The following is a 19,896-nucleotide window of genomic DNA, read 5'->3' on the forward strand; positions in this document are numbered from 1 at the left end:
CGTTGGAGTCCTCCCAGACGCGATCCCCGGTGAAGTCGGCGTAGACCAGGTAGCGGGTCGGCCCCGGCTGGGTGGGGCGCTCCTCGGCGCAGGAGCAGAACGCCAGGAGTGCCAGGGCCAACAGGCCCGCGGTGACCCGGATTCCGTGGGGCATTGTCCCCTCCTCCTTGACTCGACCGCGTAATTTGATCAAGCGGCGCTCCGTCCGCCTGCCTCATCTGACCCTCGCCGCCGCCGGCGTGAGTGGGACAAGCAGACCCGGCGGCGGGAGGGGTGAGACAGGCCCATGACGGGCTGATCTGGCGGCATACAACTGGCGTGCCAATGGCAGGGCTTGCGATGGGGGGCGAGCGCACTTAAACAGGATGCGCCTTGATAACTTTAATCAAATCAACAAAATGGCGAGATGGAGATTTTTGGTTCGTACAGCGAATGCCGCTGTCAGGAAGGCTCATGCAGGGGTCGCCGGCTGCGTCAGGAGCGCGTCTGACGCACCCCTGACGCAACCTGACGCGACGCAACATCGGGATGTCAGGTCATCGGAGACGTCGCTGACAGGCTCAGCACGAGCCGTTATGACATGATCATCAGGATGCGTGAGGCTTTGGTTCCGGCGTGTCATCCTCTGGCCGCTACCACCACGACCAGAACTCCACGCGGAAGAACTGAACCGCCTGCCGCGTCATCAGGCCCAGCAGCGAGCGTTGCCCGCAGTCGATCTTGGCAAATCCGCTCATGCCGGGCTTAAGCCGTCCGTCGGGGTTGGGCAGTTCGGTGACTACCAGGAAGCGCCGCCCCTCGCCGAGTGTGTCCGCCAGGTCGGCAATACGGGCCACATGGCCGCGGAAGGTGTCGAAGGGGAGCGAACGGACCTTCAGCGAGACCGGCGCGCCGACGCGCACATCGGCGATGTCGTTTTCATGCACCAGCAGATGCAGGCGCACCGGGTCGAGGTCGGCGACTTCGGCGAGGACGCCGCCCCGTTCGACCCGCGCCGCTTCGCCGGTGATAGGCGAGAGGACCGTGGAGGAGGCAATCTGCGTGCGCAGGAAGTCGATTTCGGCCTCCAGCGAGGCCAGTTCCGCCTCCTTGATGGCCAGCTCCTCGGCCTTGGGCTCGGAGATCAGCAACGCGAGTTTGGAATTCTTGCCCTGCTTCTGCGCTTTGGCGACTTCCAATTCGGTCTTGGCTTTCTCATAGTCTTTCTCCGCCACCAGGTTGCGCTCGTACATCATCTTCATCCGCTGCAGTTCCACTTCGCGGTTCTGCACCGTCGCGGTCGCCTCCTGGATTTCGGCGCGCAACTCCTTGATCGCATCCTGCTTCGGTCCAGACAACAACAGGTTGCGCTCGGCCGCGACCCGGTCCCGCCGCGCCTCCGTCGCCGCCAGCGTGGCCAGATAGAGATTCGATGACAGCCGGACCAGTGTGTCGCCGCGCTCGACACGCTCGCCCTCGCGGACTTTGATTTCATAGGCGACCACCGAAAAATCCGACGCGGTCGCCTGCAGGATCGAGCGGGCATGATGCTCAACCAGCGCCGCCGAGGAATCGGCGCCCTCAATCAGCATCGTCTCCAGCGTGCCGCTCACCGGCGAGCTGACCACAAAGCGCGAGCTCGCCTCGACCTCGCACGGGGATCCCACACGGCGCTCGGCGGGAATGACGGACAACGCGAGGATGGCCAGCGCCAGGACGCCCCAGAAGAGAACAGGCCGCAGCCAACGACGCCGCGATTCCTCCTCGGTGCGATCCTCCGCCGCGGCACCAGCGCGCGCCGCGGTGCCGCCGGTTGAACGTAACGCGAAGGCGAGCACGATCACCGTCCCCCAACCCAGCACGATTCCGGCCACTCCCCAGCGCCCATGCAGCCACTGCGTAATCCAATAGCCGATCCAAAGCACCAGCGCGGTGGTAAACAACGCGGAGAGAAGGCCGTACCAGATGAAGATGCGGCGCTCGCGGCGGCCGATCGAGTACGCGCCATCGCCCTGCCCCCACACCCAACGTCGCAGGAGCCCGCGCCAGTACGCGTACGCCTTGGCGCGCAGGTTCGGCAGACGCAGCCAGTCGACCAGGATGTAGTAGCCGTCCAATTTGATCAGCGGGTTGAGATTGAACAGAAAAATCGCCAGCGACACGGCGACAAAGACCCACAGGAACTGCGCAATGATCGTGCCCGGCTCCAAAAGCCGCCAGGCCACAATCGCCAGCGCGGTCGCCACGCCCTGGAAAAACAGCCCCGCCAGACCGACCACCATCCGCGGCCACCGTCCCGGCAACAGGTAGGAGTCCGAGATGTTGCAGTAAAAGGCGGGCTGAAAGTACAGCAGCAGGAACCCCATCTCGCGCACCGAGCCGCCATAGTATTTCAATGTCAACGCATGCCCGAACTCATGCACAAAGGCCAGTGTCATCACCGCCACGACAAATAACGGTAACGACGTCATGCGAAAGATCTCGGGCAGCCCCGCGCCCCAGACATGCGACTGCGCCGCGGCCAGCGCCCCCGCCCCGGCCATCACGATCGTCGCGACACCCACCGCGTAGGGATTGAACAGAAAACGCAACCGGCGGGCCCAGCGGGTAACCATACGATCGGGATCGAAGGCCTTCAGCGGAATCAGCCAGATCGACTTGCGTCCCATCGAGGAGCGTGTGCCCAGACGGCTCAACACCTGCTCGGTGGCCGGATTCTCGAAGAAGAGCATACGCTCCATCTTCTCGAAAAACGCCGCCGCCATCGCCGGTGGAATCTGGATGCCGAATCGCTCGTTGGTCAGCCGCACCGCGTCGGCCAGCGGCGTGATGCCATCCGCGCGCGACAGGAGATAGTACTCCGGCGCCCGCAGACGGAAAAACCGCCCGGTCAACGGGTCCTTGATGACATAGACCGTCTGCGCGCCCTCGGTTTCGGCGCGGACAATCAGGTCCGACCGCAATTTCGGCGTTGCGTTGTCCAAAACGACGCCCCCCGTCGTTCCCTTTACGGTACAACGCTTGGGGGGCATTCAGCAAGGCGGAATATTGGCGGATTCAGCGGATAAAGGGGATGTACCAAACACTCTCACCCACCTGCGGCGAACCCTGGCTGGGCGGCAAGACCACATAACCGGTGGCGTCAGTCATCGACCGGAGGTCGGAGGACCGCTGTGAATCGACCGGCCGTACAATCCAGCGGCGCTCCCGCCGTTCGGCATAAACACGGGGGAACTCCCAGGGCCGGGATTTGCGCGGGAAGGGCGTCTCAACCGTGGCGCTCCAGCCCGGCGGCTCGGTCTCCGCGCGGCCGGTCATCTTGAGCAGGGCCGGTCGGACGATGAAGTCGAACACCACCATCGCCGAGACCGGATTGCCCGGCAGGCCGAAATAGGGCACGCCGTTGAGGCGGCCGAAGGCCTGCGGTTTGCCCGGCTTGATCGGCAATCGGTACAGATTGACCCCGCCGATCGAACAAAAGAGAATCTTGACCACATCAAAGTCGCCCGCCGACACTCCGCCCGAAGAAATCACAAAGTCGCACTTGCGAGCCAGCGAGGTCAGCGCCCGCCGCAACTGCCGCGTGTCGTCGCCGCAACGCCCGCCATCGACCGGCACGCACCCGGCTGACTCGATCAGGCCGTAGAGACCGTAGCGGTTTGAGTCCGGGATGTGCCCCAGGGGACGTTTCCTGCCGACCTCGCCCAATTCATCGCCGGTCGTCAGAATCCCGACCCGCGGCCGTCGGTACACACTCACCGTCGGTTGATCGAGCATCGCCAGCATCCCCATCTGCGACGGCCCGATGACGGTGCCGCGCTCAAGGATGACCTGGCCTTTGCGCATGTCGGTTCCCTTGCGGAGAACATTGTTGCCACAGGGAAATCCGGTGCGCAGCGTGACATGGCCGTTGTTGGTGCGCGTGTACTCGACCGGCACGACACAGTCCGCGCCGGGAGGCAGCGGCGCCCCGGTCATGATACGCACCGCCGAGCCGCGCGCCAGCCGACGGGTCGAAATCGCCCCCGCCGCGATCGTGTCGGTGATGCGCAGCGTCACCGGCCGCTCGCCGCAGGCAGGTTTGATGTCGGCCACCCGCACGGCAAACCCATCCATCGCCGATTTGTCCACCGGCGGCACCGGACCGCGCGCCCGGATGCGCTCGGCCAGGACACGGCCCCGCGATTCGAGAATGCGGACTTTCTCGGCGGGCATTGGACGCGCCGCGCTCATCACACGCCGCCGCATCTCCTCAAAGGAGATTTCCAGAATGGTGCTCATGCCGGGTAGCCCGCCCGCAGGCGCCGTTCGGCCTCTCGCAGGTCGGACGGCGTATTTACGTTGAAATGCGACCATTTCGCAGGATCAATTTTCGCGATTTCAGCGTCGGAGAAGCCCAGGCCGTCAACCCGTTGCAGGAGTTGATGCGTCCGGGTCTCGCCCTCGGCCAGCATTTGACGGATTGCCGGGGCGCAATCGACATGGTAGTACCCGAGCAGCGGCTCCACCATGCCCGCTGACACGCCGCAAACCGCCTTCGCCAAGTCCGCTTTTGCCAGCAGGGCGCGCAGCAGCGCCGGACGGACCAAGGGATAATCGACCGCCACCAGCAGATGGTGCCGGCGCCCCGATTGCTCCAATCCGGCAACCAGTCCCCCCAAGGGTCCGATCCCGGACGGATCGTCGCGGATCACACGAGCCGGGGCAGGAGGGAGGAATCCCTCAATCTGTCCAAGGAACAAGAGAACATCGACCAGCGGCGCCAGGGCCCGTGCCACATGCTCCCACAAGGGCTCGCCCGCCAGAAGGGCCAGTGCTTTGGGAGTGCCCATGCGCGACGATTGGCCGCCGATGAGAATCAGCCCGGCGGTTTCCGAGGGAGGGGGCACCATGGCGCAAATCTATGTCGTGGGAGCCATCGGCGACATCGGACAAACGCCGGTGACCGGCCTATGCCTGTGCCGGCGCGCCGGCACTTTCCAGCGCGTCCATACGGGTCTTGAATTCGCGGATCTCGTCGATGTCGAGGTACTCGCACAGAATGATCTTCTGCTGTTCGGCGTCCGGCGGGACCCGTGCCAGCACGCCCCAAGGGGCGAAGATCCCCGATCGGCCCTGCAGCGGATGACCGAAGATCGTGCCAATGCCGCAGGTCTTGACGATGAAGGCGCGCGCGGTCTGCGCGCCAGCCACATAGATTTCTGTGTCGCGCCGGTCTTTGTCGAACACCGTGTCGCTTTCACGGTACGGTGAGACTGTCGGCGCAAAGATGACGTCGGCGCCAAGCCGCCGCATCTCGACGAACGACTGCGGGTTGAGCACATCGGCGCAGATGAGGATGCCGATCCGCGCGCCGTTAACCTCGAAGACACGGTATTCTGTTCCCGGGATGATCCCGCGTTCCTCCTCGCGGCCGAGCGGATTGACTTTCTGGTAGGAGCCGACAATCTCGCCGCGATGGTACACCGTGGCCAGGTTGGCATAGCCGCCATCGACCGGGTGCGGTATGGTCCCGCCAATGACCGTGCCGGTCAGATCGCGCGACAATTTCGTCAGCGCCCGTTGCAGCGGCGCGATCCGCGGCGCGCTGTCGGCATGGGAGCGATCCCCCGGCCGCACCGAGAAGTACTCGGGCAGACAGAGGAAATCGGGCCGGCGCCGCAAGAGGTGCAACTGATCCTCCAGCGTGATTGGCCCGCCCAAGGGGTACTGCAGCGCCGCAACGGATACAATCATGCCACAAGTCCCGGTGAGGGCATCGGGATGTCTATTAGACGTTTGAACCGGACGTTGGTTTCAGGCGGGAATTCAATCTGACAGTGCGATGGCTCGCCCTGCCAGACCACCGCGACTTTACATGACCGGTGGCACGGCTCTTCCGTCCCGTGCCCCGCGGGGCCCGCCTACGACTTGACCACTTCCGCGGCGACCATGTCGCCAATCTGCGAAGTCGACAGCCCCGAATCGGCCGACAGCGAGGGGATCCGCCTGGAGAGCAGCAATTCCGCCACCGCGTTTTCGATGCGCTGCGCGGCGCGTTTTTCGCCGAGATAGTCCATCATCATTGCCGCCGCGGCAATCGCCCCGACCGGGCTGGCGACATTCTTGCCCTTGTACTTGGGCGCCGAGCCATGAATCGGCTCGAACATCGAGATCCGTCCGGGGTGGATATTCCCCGATGCAGCGACCCCCATCCCGCCCTGCACCATCGCGCCGAGGTCGGTCAGGATGTCGCCGAAGATGTTCGAGGTGACCACCGTGTCGAACCACTCGGGGTTTTTCACCATCCACATGCAGGCAGCGTCGATATAGGCATGGTCCTTTTGAATGTCGGGGTACTCCTCGCCGACCTCGGCGAAGGCACGGGTCCAGATGTCCATCGCGCGGATGGCGTTGGCCTTGTCGACCAGCGTCACCTTCTTCTGCTTGTTGCGCGCCCGCGCGGTTTCGAAGGCGTAACGGATCACCCGCTCGCACCCCTTGCGCGTGAACACCATGTCGGCAATGGCGACCTCGTCGGGCGTGCCCTTCTTGAGGATGCCGCCAATGCCGGAGTAGAGATCCTCGGTGTTCTCGCGGATCACCACGATGTCGACATCCTCCGGCTTCTTGTTCTTGATCGGGCAGAGGTGTTCGGCGTAGAGTTTGACCGGACGCAGATTGACATACAGGTCCCAGCCGAATCGCATCCCCATGATGATCGGCCGTTCGACCAGCCCCGGCTCGACCCGCGGGTCGCCGATCGCCCCCAGCAGGACCGCGCTTTTGGTGGTACGGATCTCCTCACGGACCGCGTCGGGGAACAGCTCGCCGGTGGCGAGGTAGTGGTCGGTGCCATAGGGGTAATCGGTGAAGTCGATCTGGATCTGTTCCCGGTCAGCAACGGCCTTGAGGACCTTGACCGCCTCGGCGGTCACCTCCGGCCCGATCCCGTCGCCTCCGATGGTCGCGATATGGTATGGCATGGCCGGAGAATATAGCGAATCGCAGCGTCGATAAGTCGCGAGAAGTAGAGCGGGCGAACACAAGGTTCGCCCCTACGGGATCAACGGATGAAGACGACTACGTAGAAGCGGCTCTTGAGCCGCGTCCCGCCATTTGGGACCAGCGATGGGATTGCGCAGTGCAGCTGCAACGAAGAGACGTCGGGCGTAGCAAAGTTCCATCCACAGGGCGTATTCCGGGAGGGCGACGCTTCTGCGGAGCCTGCTCTTGTGTTGGATTCATTCCGGTGGCCAAAAGCCGGGTCCCCCACCACGTGCGGTGAGTGATTCTGTAAGCGCGTCCATCCTCGATTCGCGCGAGACTTGCACCCTCCACCTTGTCCCTGATCGGGGGTGCGCCCCCAGTAGTCTGTGATGCACCGGACCTTGCACGCGCCTGTTGCGCTCACCTTGAGACGGTGCGTGCAAAGAGCGCACGCCCCCTACTTCTTTGCCAACTGCCGCTTCCACTCCTCGAGCGTGTCCGTCGGCAGGGTGCCGTTCTCGAAGCGGTGGTACTTGACGATGTTCCAGATGTCGTCGTCGCTGAGAATGCGCGAATGCTGTTTGGCGGCGGTGAAGATCTCGTCGACCAGCGACTTCTCCGGCTCGATTCCGTGCTCGCGCAGCCAGTAAACGATGTTGGACACTCCCGACATGAAGCCGACCTCGATGCGCTGACGCAAGCCGACCATCCCGGCCGGGACGCCCGAATACACACGGTCGGCCAGCCAGTCCTCGCCTTTGTTCTTGGCCTTGATGATGGCGGCGGCGTGCACGCCGGTCGCGGTGCGAAAGGCGTCGGCGCCGAAGACGGGATAGTTGTGGGGAAGAGGCACTTCGCAGATTTCCGACACCAGTTGCGTGTAATCGGACAAGTGCGTCAGATCCCGCTCGATGAAACCATCGAGCTGCAGGTTGACCAGCAGGATGTCCATCGGCGTGTTGCCGACCCGCTCGCCGATGCCGAGGCCGGTGGCATGCACACGGTCCACACCCGCCTTGATCGCCGCCAGCGCGTTGATCACCGACAGCCCGCGGTCGGAATGCCCATGCCAGTCGATCTTGACATCCAGCCCGGTCTCGGCCACGACTTGCTGCACGAACCGCACGATGTTGCGGACGCCGTAGGGTTGGGCGTGGCCGGTGGTGTCGGCGATGCAGACCCGCCGCGCCCCGGCTTCGATCGCCGCCAGATACAGACGCCGGATATCTTCCGGACGCGACCGGGTCGTGTCCTCGGTCACGTACATGACCGGCAGGCCGTTTTGGGTCGCGTAGGCAATGGCGTCGGTTGACAACTTCTGGATGTGCTCGATGGTCCAGTCTTCCGCGTACTGACGGATCGGCGAGGAGCCGATGAAGCAGGCGGCTTCGATCACCACGCCGGTCTTCTGCACAATCTCGATTAAGGGCGTGATATCGGCCAGCACCGTGCGGCAGGCGGCGTTGGGGAACAGGCCGAGCTTCTCATCGCGGATGACCTCGGCCATCTGCTGGATGTCGGCGCGCGCCCGCGGCCCCGCCCCCGGCAGCCCCAGATTGACCGCGTTGAGCCCCAATTTCGACATCAGCCGCAGCAACGCCAGCTTCTTGTCGATCGGCGGGTCGGTCACCGACGGGTTCTGCAGGCCATCGCGCAGGGTCTCGTCGTTGAGTTCGATCCGTCCGGCGCGCTCGGCGATGCTGCCGGCGTGGCTGTTCCAGTCATAGATGAGTTCGTGCTCCGATGGGACACGCATACGGGCCTCCGCAGTTGCCGCGAAATATACCCGAACAAAATTGCTCCGGTCAATGGCGCCGCGGGACGGATTCGCCGACGGACCGGGACAATACAAAAGGGGCCGGTCATCGACCGGCCCCCCTGGTGTCTGACCGCCGTCCTTAATGTCCCTTAATCACCGCGCGCGCAATCACCATCCGCTGGATTTCGGAGGTTCCCTCGAACAACTCGGTTACCCGCGCCTCGCGGTAGAGACGTTCAACTTCATACTCGCGCAGATACCCGTAGCCGCCCAGCACCTGGATGGCCCGGTGCGACACATAGGTCGCCATCTCCGAGCAGACCAATTTGGCCATGGCGGCATGGTCGGCGTAATCCTTGCCCTGGTCCTTGCGCCAGGCGGCGTGGTAGACCAGCCAGCGCGCCTGCTCGATCCGGCAGTGCATGTTGGCCAGATGCGATTGAATCATCTGGAATGAACTGATCGGTTGGCCGAATTGCTTGCGCTCCTTGGCGTACTTGACCGCGACCTTCAGCGCACGGATCCCGATGCCCAGCGCATTCGCCGCCACCGACAGCCGCCCGGAATTGAGCGATTCCATCGCGATCTTGAACCCTTCGCCCGGACGCCCCAGCACGTTCGACTTCGGCACGCGCAGATCCTGCAGGATCAACTCGGTGGTCGGGGAGGCATGCAGCCCCATCTTCTCTTCGATATGCCCGATCGAGAAGCCCGGCATGTCCTTGTGCACGAGGAAGGCGGTCACCCCGCGCCAGCCGGCGTTGCGGTCGGTCTTCGCCATGATGATGATGTAGTCGGCAAACGCGCCATTGGTGACGAAGATCTTGGTGCCGTTGAGGACATAGTGATCGCCGTCCAGGACCGCGGTGGTTTCGATCGCAGCCGCATCCGATCCGGCGCCCGGCTCGGAGAGGGAGAAGGCGGCGTACTTTTCGCCGGCGCAGACACCGGGCAGGTAGAATCGTTTCTGTTCCTCGGTGCCGAATTTCAGAATGGGATGGGCAAACAGCGAATTGTGCGCGCCGACCATCGTGCTGTGCGAGGCGCAACTCTGCCCCAGTTCCTCGAGCACGAGGACATAGGCCAACGTGTCCAGTCCCGTGCCGCCGTACTCCTCCGGCACGATGATGCCCATGAACCCCGACTCGGCCATCTCGCGCGCCAGCGCGAAATCCATCTTGCCGGTCTGATCGAACTCGGCCGCGCGCGGGATCAGCTTCTTCTCGGCAAACTCGCGCGCCACCTCACGGATCGCTTCATGCGTCTCGGACAGTGCAAAATCCATTGTGAACTCCTCGACCCTGCCTCATCCCCGCTCAACGAGGGGCCCGCGGCCCCTCGAACTGTTCAACGCCAGGTCCCAAGACAAGGGGCTTTCAGCCCCTTGGTGTCGCGCCGGGCGACACCTGTCTCCGGCCTCGACACCAAGGAGCGGAAAGCCCCTTATCCTGCATCGGATGCCGGATTACCGGCCCTTGAATTGCGCCGGCCGTTTCTCCAGAAACGCCGCGCAACCCTCGGTCTTGTCTTCGGTCGCGCAAATCACGCCGAACTGAGTCGCTTCATACTCAAGACCGGAGGCGAGGTCAACCTCGAGGCCGTAGTTGATGCATCTTTTTGACGTGGCGATCGCCACCGGCCCTTTGGCGGCAATTTTCGTCGCCATTTCCCTCGCCTTGGTCATCAGCTCGGCCGCGGGGTAGACTTCCTCCACCAGCCCGATACGGTGCGCCTCGGCGGCGTTGATCATGTCGCCGGTCATCACCAATTGCTTGGCCTTGCCCTTGCCGACCAGTCGCGCGAAGCGCTGAGTGCCACCGTAACCGGGGATGATGCCGAGATTGACCTCCGGCTGCCCCATCCGCGCGGTGTCGGCGGCCAGACGGATGTCGCAGGCGCAGGCCAGTTCACAGCCGCCGCCCAGCGCAAACCCGTTGATGGCCGCGATCACCACCAGCCGCGACTGCTCGATTTTGTTCAGCACCGCCTGCCCGCGCAGCGATTTGGCGATGCCGCCGGCCACGTCGCAGACCTTCAGTTCGTTGATGTCGGCGCCGGCAATGAAGGCCTTCTCGCCTGAGCCGGTCACGATCACCACGCGTACATTCGCATCCGACTCCAGCGCCGTGAACGCCGCGTCGATCTCGGCGATTGTCTGATCGTTCAGCGCATTGAGCACCGCCGGCCGATTGATCGTCAGCACCGCGATCGGCGCGGCGGTCTCAACCAGAATATTTTGATACTGTGCCATGCGTCACCTTTCCGTTAACCGTCCTTCTTCCGAACAGGGAACCTTTCGCCCTCTTGACCACATGCCGCGCATCAACGCGAGGCCAGAGGCTGAAGGCCCCTTGTCCGCCGCTCGTCCTCACGCCTTTTGCTCGTAGGTGTAGATTCCGCGTCCCGTTTTGCGGCCGTGATAGCCCGCCTCGACCAGACGGCGTAGCAGCGGCGGCGCGGCATAGTGGGAATCCTTGAACTCATGGAACATGATCTCGGCGATGTAGTAGGTCGTGTCCAGCCCGACATAGTCCAGCAAGGTCAGCGGCCCCATCGGATGCCCGCAGCCCAGCACCATTCCCTGATCGATATCTTCCTTCGTTGCCACCCCGCGCTCCAGCAGACGCACGGCATCCAGCAGGTACGGGACCAGCAGCACATTGACCACAAATCCGGGCGTGTCCTTGGCGGTCACCACCGTCTTGCCGAGCGATTCGGCGAAGGCCTTGGCGGCCTGGTAGGTTTCCTCCGAGGTGTCGATGGCGCGCACCACTTCGACCAGCTTCATGATCGGCACCGGATTGAAGAAATGGAGACCGCAGAATTTGTCGCGGCGCTTGGTCACCGCCGACATGTCGCCGATTGGCAAGGAGGAGGTGTTCGACGCGAAGATCGTGTGCGGGCCGCAGAGGCCGTCGAGTTCACGGTAGATCTTGGTCTTCTCGTCCATGTTCTCGATCACCGCTTCGATCACCAGGTCCGAGTCCTTCAGATCCGCGAGGTTCGTGGTCCCCTTGATGCGCCCCAGGGCCGCGTCGCGGTCGGCGGCCGTCATTTTGCCCTTCTCGACAAACTTGCTCAGCGATCCCTCGATGCGCTTGAAGCCGCGTTCAAAGAGTTCCCTGGTGACTTCGCGGACAGTGATCTCGTACCCCGCCTGCGCCGCGACCTGCGCGATGCCCGACCCCATCAGGCCGCAGCCCACGATTCCGACCTTCCTGATTGCCATGTCGACCGCTCCTTTTCGTTGCACGCAAACGTGAATTGACCGCAAAAACCGCCTATGGCAAAGGCGGTCAAGATATACAAAATCGGTGGAGAAAACGCGGGGATTGCGGAGATTCTGACAGGGGTTGGCGCGCGCCTACGGGTCCGAACAATCGCGCCGAAATCCGCAATTCGGGCAGATCAACTCGCAGTTCCACTCAATCATGACCGTCCCGCAGATGTCGCAGCGAGTTCCTGGCTCAGTCGGTTTCTGGGTTTGCGACATGGAAATCCGAGTGTTCACCTCTCCCACGGGGAGAGGCCGCCTGGACCGTCAGGTCCGGGCGGGTGAGGGGACACGGCCCCGCGCCACTACTTCTTCTTGCGTGTGTCCACCGGCGCATCCCGCCGCACTTCCACCGTGCGCAAAAACGCATGCGGTCCGCCGTAAATCCCCAGATCGCTGGGCGTGCCATCGGGGTCGGACAATTCCGGATTGCCATTGTCGATCAGGGGCGAACCATCCAATGGACGAAACGTCAAGGTGTCCCAGAGCGGATCGAGGTGTTTGTTGCTGTCCAGATCGGTGTAGTCAGGCATATCGCGCCAATCACCCTCGACATTGTCCCAAAGGATATTGTGTGAAATCGCAAACTGGTTCGGGTGGCCGTAGTTCTGGAATCCGACCCGACCGCAGACCCACTGGTCGCGCCAGCCGTTCTTGACGATCACATTATTGGTGAAGCGGCCGTAGACGTCCATTCCCCACAGCCCGAATCCGCAGTTGCCGTTCTGGTAGATGATGTTGTTGGCGCAGTCCATGTAGGCGGTCCCGGTGGCGATGATTCCCCAGCCCAGCAGATTGTAGACCACATTGTTATAACAGAGCACGCGGGTCGACCCGAACGCCCCGATGCCCTTCCAGTAGTTCGACACCTGGTTTCGCGCCACCGTGGCGGTCGCATCCCAGGTCACGCCCACCCCCGCGCCGCGTCCCTTGTGGATGATGTTGTCGGCGATATAGGCGTTGGCGCCGCGGTAGAGCGCCACGCCGTCCCAGGTGTTGTTGAGGATGCGGTTGTTGACCACAATCAGGTCGGCGCCTTCACGGCCCATCACGCCGCCGATGCCGACAATGAGCGACTCCGGATATTGCGTATTGTCACGGATCAGACAGTCCCGCACCGTGACCCGTCCGTTGCGGACCACCACCGCCGCGTCGGTGGCCATGCCCGATGTGTCCCGGATGCCGCCGGTGATCGCCACCTGGCTGATCCCGCCCTCGGCGCAATTGTCGAAGAAGACGCCATACCCGGCGTTGGTCACCAGCACCGTCGCATCGCCCGCCCCCACGATCCACAGACGCTTGCCCGCGATGTGAAATCCGTGCGACGCCGTGTGCCAGGTCTTGTGCTGGGCGCAATTGCCGCAGAGCGAGTCGGCAAACTCGACCGGGGATGCGGTGAATGTGCCCGCCGCCAGCGCCAGCGTGTCGCCGGAGGCCGCGCGGTCGATCGCGGATTGCAGATCCCCAGTAACGACATGTGTCTCCGCACCGGCGTTGCCAGCGGCGCCGACGATAAATGCCATGCACAGGGCACTCAGGGACTTGGACATCTTGGACATTAGGACCTCCGTTCAACCGAACCGCACTACGCGCCGAATTTCGCCAACTTGCGTGCGTGGGCCAGCGCCAGCGGCAGGAGATGCCGCATCGGATACCGTCCCAGGCCGCCCTGCAGGCAGGCCCGCTCACCAAAGCGCGTCAAGCCATCCGGACGGACCGTGCCCGGCGCATACAGGAGCACCGGCACCGGATGCCAGGAGTGTTCCTTCATCGCCGCCGGCGTGGAGTGGTCGCCGGTAATTACCAGGACATCCGGCCGGCACTCCATAAGCTCGGGCAACCGCCGGTCGACCTCCTCAATCACAGCCACCTTGCGGTCATAATCGCCGTCCTCGCCGGCCTTGTCGGTGTACTTCACATGCACAAAGAGGAAGTCATGATCCTTGCCGACTGTCGCCGGCGCCGACATGGTGGCGGCCAGATCCCGTGGCGGTTCCAGCACCGTCATGCCCACCAGCCGCGCCAGTCCGCGGTACATCGGGTAGGTCGCAATCGCGACAGGGTTCAGTCGGAACCGTTCTGCCAGCGTCGGGATTTGCGGATGTCTGTCGATGCCGCGCAATAAGACGCCGTTGACACGGGGCTCATCGCGGAGGATGCGTTCGGCTTCCGCGACAAAGCGGTCAAGCAGTTCGGCGGTGTGGCGCGAGGCCTCGTTGAGCGCCCGCGCCGGCAGGGGCGGCACTCCCGTGGTTTGCGGGTCGGTGTCCGCCACATGCCCTCCCAGCCCCGTGCCGCGCAGGATTACCAAGCCGCGGTGCTCCGACACGCTGCGTACGATCACTTCGACCGGTCCGGGGAATCTCAGGTGCGCATTGAGCTTGTCCACCACCCGCCGGTTTTCCTCGTCGCTGATGCGTCCGGCGCGACGGTCGGTGATCAAACGGTTCTTGTCCAACGTGCAGAAGTTGAACCGCGCGGCGACATCGTCGGGAAGCAGCGGAAAGTCGATCCCCAGCGCCTCCAGCACCCCGCGGCCGATGAGATACCGACGCGGATCATAACCGAACAGCCCCAGGTGTCCCGGCCCCGAACCGGGGGTGATCCCCGGCTCCACCGGGTCGAACAATCCGCAACACGATTGCGGCAACAGCGCCTCCATGTTCGGCTTGCGCGCCGCTTCCAGCGGCGTCTCGGCGCGGTTGCCGAAGGGGAGATCGCCGAGGCCATCCATGATCAAGAAGACGATCCGGCCGTGATTTTTCTTCGCCAGCAATTCGGCGGTGTGCTCGGGGAGGGGCGCGTCGGGTGTCATGCAAAGAGCATAGCGCGAATTGCGATGGCCTGCCAGCGGATTTTCGTCTATCATCGCACCCTCTGACTGTCAGCGCGATGCCGAAATCACGACCCAATTCGAATCCTTCCGCCGCGGGCGTCTATCGACGGCTTGCCGGTTGGTTCCGTCGCCACGCCCGCGCGTTCCCCTGGCGCGGAGAGAAGGATCCCTATCGTGTCTGGGTCTCCGAGATTATCCTCGTCCAGACCACCGCAGCCGTGGGGGTGGAGCGCTACCGCCGGTTCCTCCATCGATTTCCGACACTGCGTTCGCTGGCCGCCGCTCCGCTCGATGCGGTGATGAAGGAGTGGGAAGGGTTGGGGTACTACCACCGCGCCCGTCTGCTGCATCGCGCCGCGCAGATCATCGCCCGGGAATTTGGCGGGCGATTCCCCACGGACTACGCGGCCATCCGCGCGCTGCCCGGAATCGGCGACTATTGCGCCGCGGCCATCCACAACTTCTGTTTTGGCGGCCGACGGCCCCCGCTGGATGCCAACGTCGCTCGTGTCGGAGCGCGTCTTTTCGGTGTGGCAGGAGATGTGCGCGCAACACCGGTCCGCGAGGCGGTCCGGGCGCACCTTGCCGACTGGATGGTTGTCGGCAGCGGGGCGGTCTGGACCGACGCGCTCATCGACCTGGGCGCCACGGTTTGTCTGCCGCGTCAGCCGCACTGCGAAGTCTGCCCGCTTCAGACACTCTGCCGCGCCAATGCGCTGGATCGGCAGGGGGAATGGGGGCTTCCCGCCGCCCGCGTCCGCCCACGCACCGTCAATGTTGCCTGCGGCATCATCCGCCGCTCCGACGGACGCATCCTCATCGCTCAACGTCCGGCCAGCGGCCTTCTGCCCAACCTCTGGGAGTTTCCTGGCGGCAAACGCGACGGCAATGAATCACTGGCGGACACCTGCCGCCGCGAGATCAGGGAAGAACTGGATGTGATCGTGGACGTGGGACGACGCCGGATGGTGATCGAACACGGCTACAGCCACTACGCCGTGCGTCTGCATGTCTTTGAATGTCGTTACCGTCGCGGAACACCGCGCGCGATCGGCTGCCAACGCTTCCGCTGGGCGCGCGTCTCCGATCTGGCCAAACTCGCCTTCCCCGCGGCCAACCGTAAAATCATTGACGCCTTGGTCGCTGAGGCGGCGGGATAATCAGCGGAAAAACTCCGGCGCCCGGACCAGACTGGTCTTCGCGGCCTCCCAGAACGGCCGGTAAGCGGCGTATTCCTGATCGAGACGGCGCATCTCGCGGGCATCGACCCACTCCGGGTAGGTGAACGAGACAGTGCCGCCGAGGAGATTCGCCGAAAGTGTCCGCACGTCCGATGTCACAAAAATCACCCACAGGTCGGTGGGGTCGAAGGCGGCGCGCACCGACTGCCGTATCCGCGCAGTGGACAACGGGTATGCCCCTCTGGGTTCCGGCTGGATCGGCGGCGGGCATCGCAGCCATCGTTGCGCCAGTTGCGCCCGCATCCGCTCGGCGGGCGATGCGCCCTCGTGTGACTTTTGCAGATACCCCACGTAGGACTGAAGCTCCTCCGTCGTCAACCCCGCCGCGTTATAGTCGGTCAGCTCCTTGATCAGAATACGAGTGGCATACAGGGCATTGACCGGAGAGAACGCAGCGCGCACCGTCAGAAAGTCGTTGGCGCTCAGTTCTCCGCTCTGGTAGCGCGCCCCGTCCGTTCCGGCCACCGCCAGTCCGGTGGACATCTCAAGCTCCTCGCACAGACCGCGTTCCTGCCGCAGAAACTGGTCGATCCCGTTTCGTGATGCCCCGGGCAGGGCGTGATAGACCGCGCCCGCCGCCATGACCCAGGCGGCTGTGTCGCGGCACGTGTGTGTGAGCGCCCGGCCAATCAGGACATAGGTCGATTCGGCCTCCGGCAATTCGACGATCCGGACATTGAGGCCATCCGGGTGTACCGGGTTCGGATGCGATGCCGGCTGCGATCCAGGCGGGAGCGCCGCCATGACCTGTGTTTCCCACGCCGATGCCATCGCTACCGTGACTGGTCCCGCCAGACCGGCGTAGACGTTGGCGTTGCTCAGAAAGGTCGCGCGAAAGGTGCGGAGGTTCTCGACGCTCACTTGTTCGACGCCGCGGTCGGTTCCGGCCGCCAGACCGCCCGGCCCTTCCGGATAGACTGCCGACCAGAACACCGCGCGGCTCAACGCCAGGGGATCATGACGCAGCTTTTCGATCATCGCATGTTGCTGTAGCCGCAGTTCGTCCAAACGCAGCCCCTCCAGCGTCTGTGGCCCCAGATGCCGCGCCAGAAGCGGCAGCGCCGCGGCCCAGACCGATGGCGGGCATTCGACGTCGATGGTGAACACCTCACGTTCGCAGGCGGCACGAATCGTGACTCCATGGTCTCGCAACTGTCCCAGTGTGGAATCGGCCGCCGGCGAGTACGGTTCGCTCAGGAGGGCAGCCATCATGGCGCCGGTGCCCGCGGGCAATGGCGATGGACCCAGTCCGAACAAGAGACGCGCCGCAATCGCCGGCGCCTCGCCATCCTCGACCACCACCAGTTGACGGGATGGGGGCGTTGAGGTGTCGCAATTGTTGAGGGTCAACACCAGCAGGACGGCCAACAGCATGAGTCGGTGCAGATGGGGTGCCATGACGTTGTTCCGGACCGGTCAGGATTGTCGCTTTCGGTCGCAGGTCCGGGCTCCGGCTTGTCAAGATAGGGGCATTTGGTATATTGCCCAAGGGTGGACAAGAGTCCGCCCACCTCCACCGCCGGACCGGGCCGACCTCACCATCCCGCCTGCGCCACGATGGCAAATGTATGACTTTAACGGGAGCCAGTATGCGAATTCGCCCGATCCATCCCGTCGTGCTCTGCTCGATCGCCCTGTTGCTGTGTCTGGCCGCCGACGTTGGCGCCCAGAGTGCCCGCAGTCTGCCGCTCTGGTTCGACGTCAGCGCCGCCCAGCCGCCCAACATCAAGATCAACACCGACGCCACCACCGAACTGCAGAACGAGGAGCAGGTCGCGGTCGACCCCACCAACCCGAACAATCTCGTCGCGGTCTGGCGAGACTTCCGCCTCGGCTACCGTCAGGTCGGCTGGGGGTACTCACACGATGGCGGCGCCTCCTGGATCGAAGGCGGGCTGATTCCCAGCACGCCCTATGATCGCGACTCCGACCCGGCGATTGTCTGCAATTCTCAGGGCGTTTTCTTCTCTGTCATTTTGTCATTCCAGGACAGCGGCAACGAGGATGGACTCTACATCCCGGTCTCCTACGATTCCGGCCTGACCTGGTCGTTCTGGTCGATCGCGGTGGAGAACTTCAACTCGCTGTTTGAGGACAAGGAGATGATGGCGGTCGACAACACCGGCGGACCGACCGATGGTTCGGTGTATGTGGCCTGGGCGCGTTTCGGCGCGACCACCGACATTTACTGCGTCCGCTCCTTCGACGGGATTACGTTTGATCTGGAACGTCTGGTTTCCGACCAGAGCGGCGTGCAATGGCCGGTGCCGGCGGTTGGCGCCGGTGGACGGGTGGTCATCGCGTGGTGGTCTTATGCCCGCGGCGCGATCATGTGCGATATCTCCACCGATCAGGGTTGGACCTGGGGCACGGACCGTGTCCTGCAGAACATCGATTTTTACCCCAGCCAGATCAACGGCGGCATCACCACATTCGGTTTCCCGGCGCTCACCGCCGATGTCACCGGCGGGCCGTTTCATGGCCGCTTCTATTGCGCCTTCGTCGACTATGGCCCCGATGGCCGGCTGGATTTGTATATGACGCGCTCGCTGGATGGCGGACTGACCTGGACCGGCCGCCAGCGCATCAACGACGACCCGCTGGGCAATGGTGTCGATCAGTTCCATCCCTGGATCGCTGTGAATCCCGACGGTGTGGTGAGTGTCGCCTTCTATGACCGCCGGCTGGATCCCGCCAATCTCAACTTCGATCTTTTCGTCACTCACTCCTTCGACGGCGGCCTCACCTGGACTCCCAACCAGCGCGTCAGCGAAGTCTCGTCGTCGCCCTTCAACGCCTTCGGCGCCAAGAGCGTCGAGCCCTTGACGCCCTATGACCCCAAGATCCCCATCGCTTACAGCCCCAACGCCGGGTTGATCGGCGAGTATATCGGGATCGCCGCCTCGCGCCTGCGCGCCACGACCGTCTTCACCGATACGCGCAACGGGCATCAGGATGTCTACGCCGCCAATGTGCCGCTGCGGCTTTTCCCGCCGAAATTGATGGCCCCGGCCGATGCGGCCATCTCGACCGATCCCGCGCCCACCCTGCAATGGGCCGACTGGTCGATCTATGATTCGGCGTGCATCTACACCGTAGAGTATGCGACTGATCCTGACTTTGCCGTCAACGTCACCCGGCAGAGCGGCCTGCCCGGTTACACTCTTGAAACCACCCCGCTGGCCGATGGCATCTGGCACTGGCGAGTGCGCGCGACCGATCCGTTCGGCGATTCCTCTGCCTGGTCGGCGTCGCGACGGGTCTGGGTCGATGCCACGCCGCCCGTCGTCCCCGCGCTGCTGCCTCCCTCGCCGCTGGATGGCGCCGTGACCATCGATGCCACTCCCGAGTTCTTCTGGAGCGCGTCGCCGGCCGGAAACGGCACGCCGGTCCGTTACACCCTTGAGGTTGCCCGCGACATTGACTTCACGCAGGATGCGCGGACCTACTCCGACCTGAGCGCAACTCTGTGGACCATTCCCGATGCCGACTCGCTGGCTCGAAACGCGACCTGGTACTGGCGTGTCGAAGCCGTCGACAGCGCCGGCTGGCATTCCGGCTGGTCGGTGGCGGAGGACTTCCTCGTCATCCCGCCCTACGTTCTGGGAGATTACAACAACGACGGCTTCCTCGATGTGGTTGATGTGGTCGGGATGGTCAATGTCGCTTTTCGCGGCGGCACGACTCCTGCGCCACCGCCCGAACGGATGGATGTCAATTGTGATGGCGCCTATGATGTGGTCGATGTGGTCCTGCTGGTCAACCACATCTTCCGCGCCACGGCGGCCCCGCATTGCCCCTGACGACGACGGACCGGGGGGAGTGGAAGCGCAGCGAT

14 protein-coding genes are annotated in these 19,896 nt (G+C 63.8%); 2 read left to right on the forward strand and 12 right to left on the reverse strand.

Annotated features, from left to right (window positions below):
- Positions 1-632 precede the first annotated feature (632 nt).
- The 11 genes from VNN55_10605 to VNN55_10655 all read right to left on the reverse strand — a co-directional run bounded on the left by VNN55_10605 (position 633) and on the right by VNN55_10655 (position 14,850).
- Complete coding sequence (locus VNN55_10605; protein ID HWO58004.1) at positions 633-2,963, reverse strand: efflux RND transporter periplasmic adaptor subunit; 2,331 nt, start codon at positions 2,961-2,963, stop codon at positions 633-635.
- A gap of 73 nt (positions 2,964-3,036) precedes the next feature.
- Complete coding sequence (gene glp / locus VNN55_10610) at positions 3,037-4,260, reverse strand: gephyrin-like molybdotransferase Glp (protein HWO58005.1); 1,224 nt, start codon at positions 4,258-4,260, stop codon at positions 3,037-3,039.
- Positions 4,257-4,871: a molybdenum cofactor guanylyltransferase gene (locus VNN55_10615; GenBank protein HWO58006.1), complete on the reverse strand. Its 615-nt coding sequence runs from the start codon at positions 4,869-4,871 to the stop codon at positions 4,257-4,259. The genes glp and VNN55_10615 overlap by 4 nt, the downstream gene beginning before the upstream one ends.
- A 58-nt stretch (positions 4,872-4,929) precedes the next feature.
- The gene (locus tag VNN55_10620; protein HWO58007.1) at positions 4,930-5,715 is read right to left on the reverse strand and encodes a carbon-nitrogen hydrolase family protein; all 786 of its coding nucleotides are present in this window, start codon (positions 5,713-5,715) and stop codon (positions 4,930-4,932) included.
- A 167-nt stretch (positions 5,716-5,882) separates the two neighbouring features.
- Positions 5,883-6,944 (reverse strand): 3-isopropylmalate dehydrogenase, encoded by a 1,062-nt coding sequence (locus VNN55_10625; protein ID HWO58008.1) that lies wholly within the window; start codon positions 6,942-6,944, stop codon positions 5,883-5,885.
- 461 nt (positions 6,945-7,405) lie between these two features.
- On the reverse strand, positions 7,406-8,704 hold the full coding sequence (locus VNN55_10630) for a LeuA family protein (GenBank protein HWO58009.1): 1,299 nt from the start codon (positions 8,702-8,704) through the stop codon (positions 7,406-7,408).
- Positions 8,705-8,846: 142 nt separating this feature from the next.
- Entirely contained in the window at positions 8,847-9,992 is a 1,146-nt protein-coding gene (locus VNN55_10635) for an acyl-CoA dehydrogenase family protein (protein HWO58010.1), read from the reverse strand.
- 180 nt (positions 9,993-10,172) lie between these two features.
- Complete coding sequence (locus tag VNN55_10640) at positions 10,173-10,958, reverse strand: enoyl-CoA hydratase-related protein (GenBank protein ID HWO58011.1); 786 nt, start codon at positions 10,956-10,958, stop codon at positions 10,173-10,175.
- Between the two features lie 117 nt (positions 10,959-11,075).
- Entirely contained in the window at positions 11,076-11,936 is an 861-nt protein-coding gene (locus tag VNN55_10645) for a 3-hydroxybutyryl-CoA dehydrogenase (GenBank protein ID HWO58012.1), read from the reverse strand.
- Positions 11,937-12,286: 350 nt separating this feature from the next.
- Positions 12,287-13,540 (reverse strand): right-handed parallel beta-helix repeat-containing protein, encoded by a 1,254-nt coding sequence (locus VNN55_10650; GenBank protein HWO58013.1) that lies wholly within the window; start codon positions 13,538-13,540, stop codon positions 12,287-12,289.
- 26 nt (positions 13,541-13,566) lie between these two features.
- On the reverse strand, positions 13,567-14,850 hold the full coding sequence (locus VNN55_10655; GenBank protein HWO58014.1) for a 2,3-bisphosphoglycerate-independent phosphoglycerate mutase: 1,284 nt from the start codon (positions 14,848-14,850) through the stop codon (positions 13,567-13,569).
- A gap of 23 nt (positions 14,851-14,873) precedes the next feature.
- Here VNN55_10655 and VNN55_10660 point away from each other — a divergent pair, with 23 nt between their 5' ends.
- Positions 14,874-15,977 (forward strand): A/G-specific adenine glycosylase, encoded by a 1,104-nt coding sequence (locus VNN55_10660; protein ID HWO58015.1) that lies wholly within the window; start codon positions 14,874-14,876, stop codon positions 15,975-15,977.
- On the opposite strand, the gene VNN55_10665 is transcribed toward VNN55_10660, so the two are convergent.
- Positions 15,978-17,456: an insulinase family protein gene (locus VNN55_10665; GenBank protein HWO58016.1), complete on the reverse strand. Its 1,479-nt coding sequence runs from the start codon at positions 17,454-17,456 to the stop codon at positions 15,978-15,980. It abuts the gene before it with no gap.
- A gap of 191 nt (positions 17,457-17,647) precedes the next feature.
- On the opposite strand from VNN55_10665, the gene VNN55_10670 reads away from it, so the two are divergent.
- Positions 17,648-19,861 (forward strand): sialidase family protein, encoded by a 2,214-nt coding sequence (locus VNN55_10670; GenBank protein HWO58017.1) that lies wholly within the window; start codon positions 17,648-17,650, stop codon positions 19,859-19,861.
- Positions 19,862-19,896: the final 35 nt, after the last annotated feature.

The organism is bacterium (assembly GCA_035559435.1).
Classification (GTDB): domain Bacteria; phylum Zixibacteria; class MSB-5A5; order WJJR01; family WJJR01; genus JACQFV01.

Excerpts from the sequence above, each read along its gene's own strand:
- glp (HWO58005.1), bottom strand. The coding sequence starts at position 4,260 with ATGAGCACCATTCTGGAAATCTCCTTTGAGGAGATGCGGCGGCGTGTG.
- VNN55_10615 (HWO58006.1), bottom strand. The coding sequence starts at position 4,871 with ATGGTGCCCCCTCCCTCGGAAACCGCCGGGCTGATTCTCATCGGCGGC.
- VNN55_10620 (HWO58007.1), bottom strand. The coding sequence starts at position 5,715 with ATGATTGTATCCGTTGCGGCGCTGCAGTACCCCTTGGGCGGGCCAATC.
- VNN55_10625 (HWO58008.1), bottom strand. The coding sequence starts at position 6,944 with ATGCCATACCATATCGCGACCATCGGAGGCGACGGGATCGGGCCGGAG.
- VNN55_10630 (HWO58009.1), bottom strand. The coding sequence starts at position 8,704 with ATGCGTGTCCCATCGGAGCACGAACTCATCTATGACTGGAACAGCCAC.
- VNN55_10635 (HWO58010.1), bottom strand. The coding sequence starts at position 9,992 with ATGGATTTTGCACTGTCCGAGACGCATGAAGCGATCCGTGAGGTGGCG.
- VNN55_10640 (HWO58011.1), bottom strand. The coding sequence starts at position 10,958 with ATGGCACAGTATCAAAATATTCTGGTTGAGACCGCCGCGCCGATCGCG.
- VNN55_10645 (HWO58012.1), bottom strand. The coding sequence starts at position 11,936 with ATGGCAATCAGGAAGGTCGGAATCGTGGGCTGCGGCCTGATGGGGTCG.
- VNN55_10650 (HWO58013.1), bottom strand. The coding sequence starts at position 13,540 with ATGTCCAAGATGTCCAAGTCCCTGAGTGCCCTGTGCATGGCATTTATC.
- VNN55_10655 (HWO58014.1), bottom strand. The coding sequence starts at position 14,850 with ATGATAGACGAAAATCCGCTGGCAGGCCATCGCAATTCGCGCTATGCT.
- VNN55_10660 (HWO58015.1), top strand. The coding sequence starts at position 14,874 with ATGCCGAAATCACGACCCAATTCGAATCCTTCCGCCGCGGGCGTCTAT.
- VNN55_10665 (HWO58016.1), bottom strand. The coding sequence starts at position 17,456 with ATGGCACCCCATCTGCACCGACTCATGCTGTTGGCCGTCCTGCTGGTG.
- VNN55_10670 (HWO58017.1), top strand. The coding sequence starts at position 17,648 with ATGCGAATTCGCCCGATCCATCCCGTCGTGCTCTGCTCGATCGCCCTG.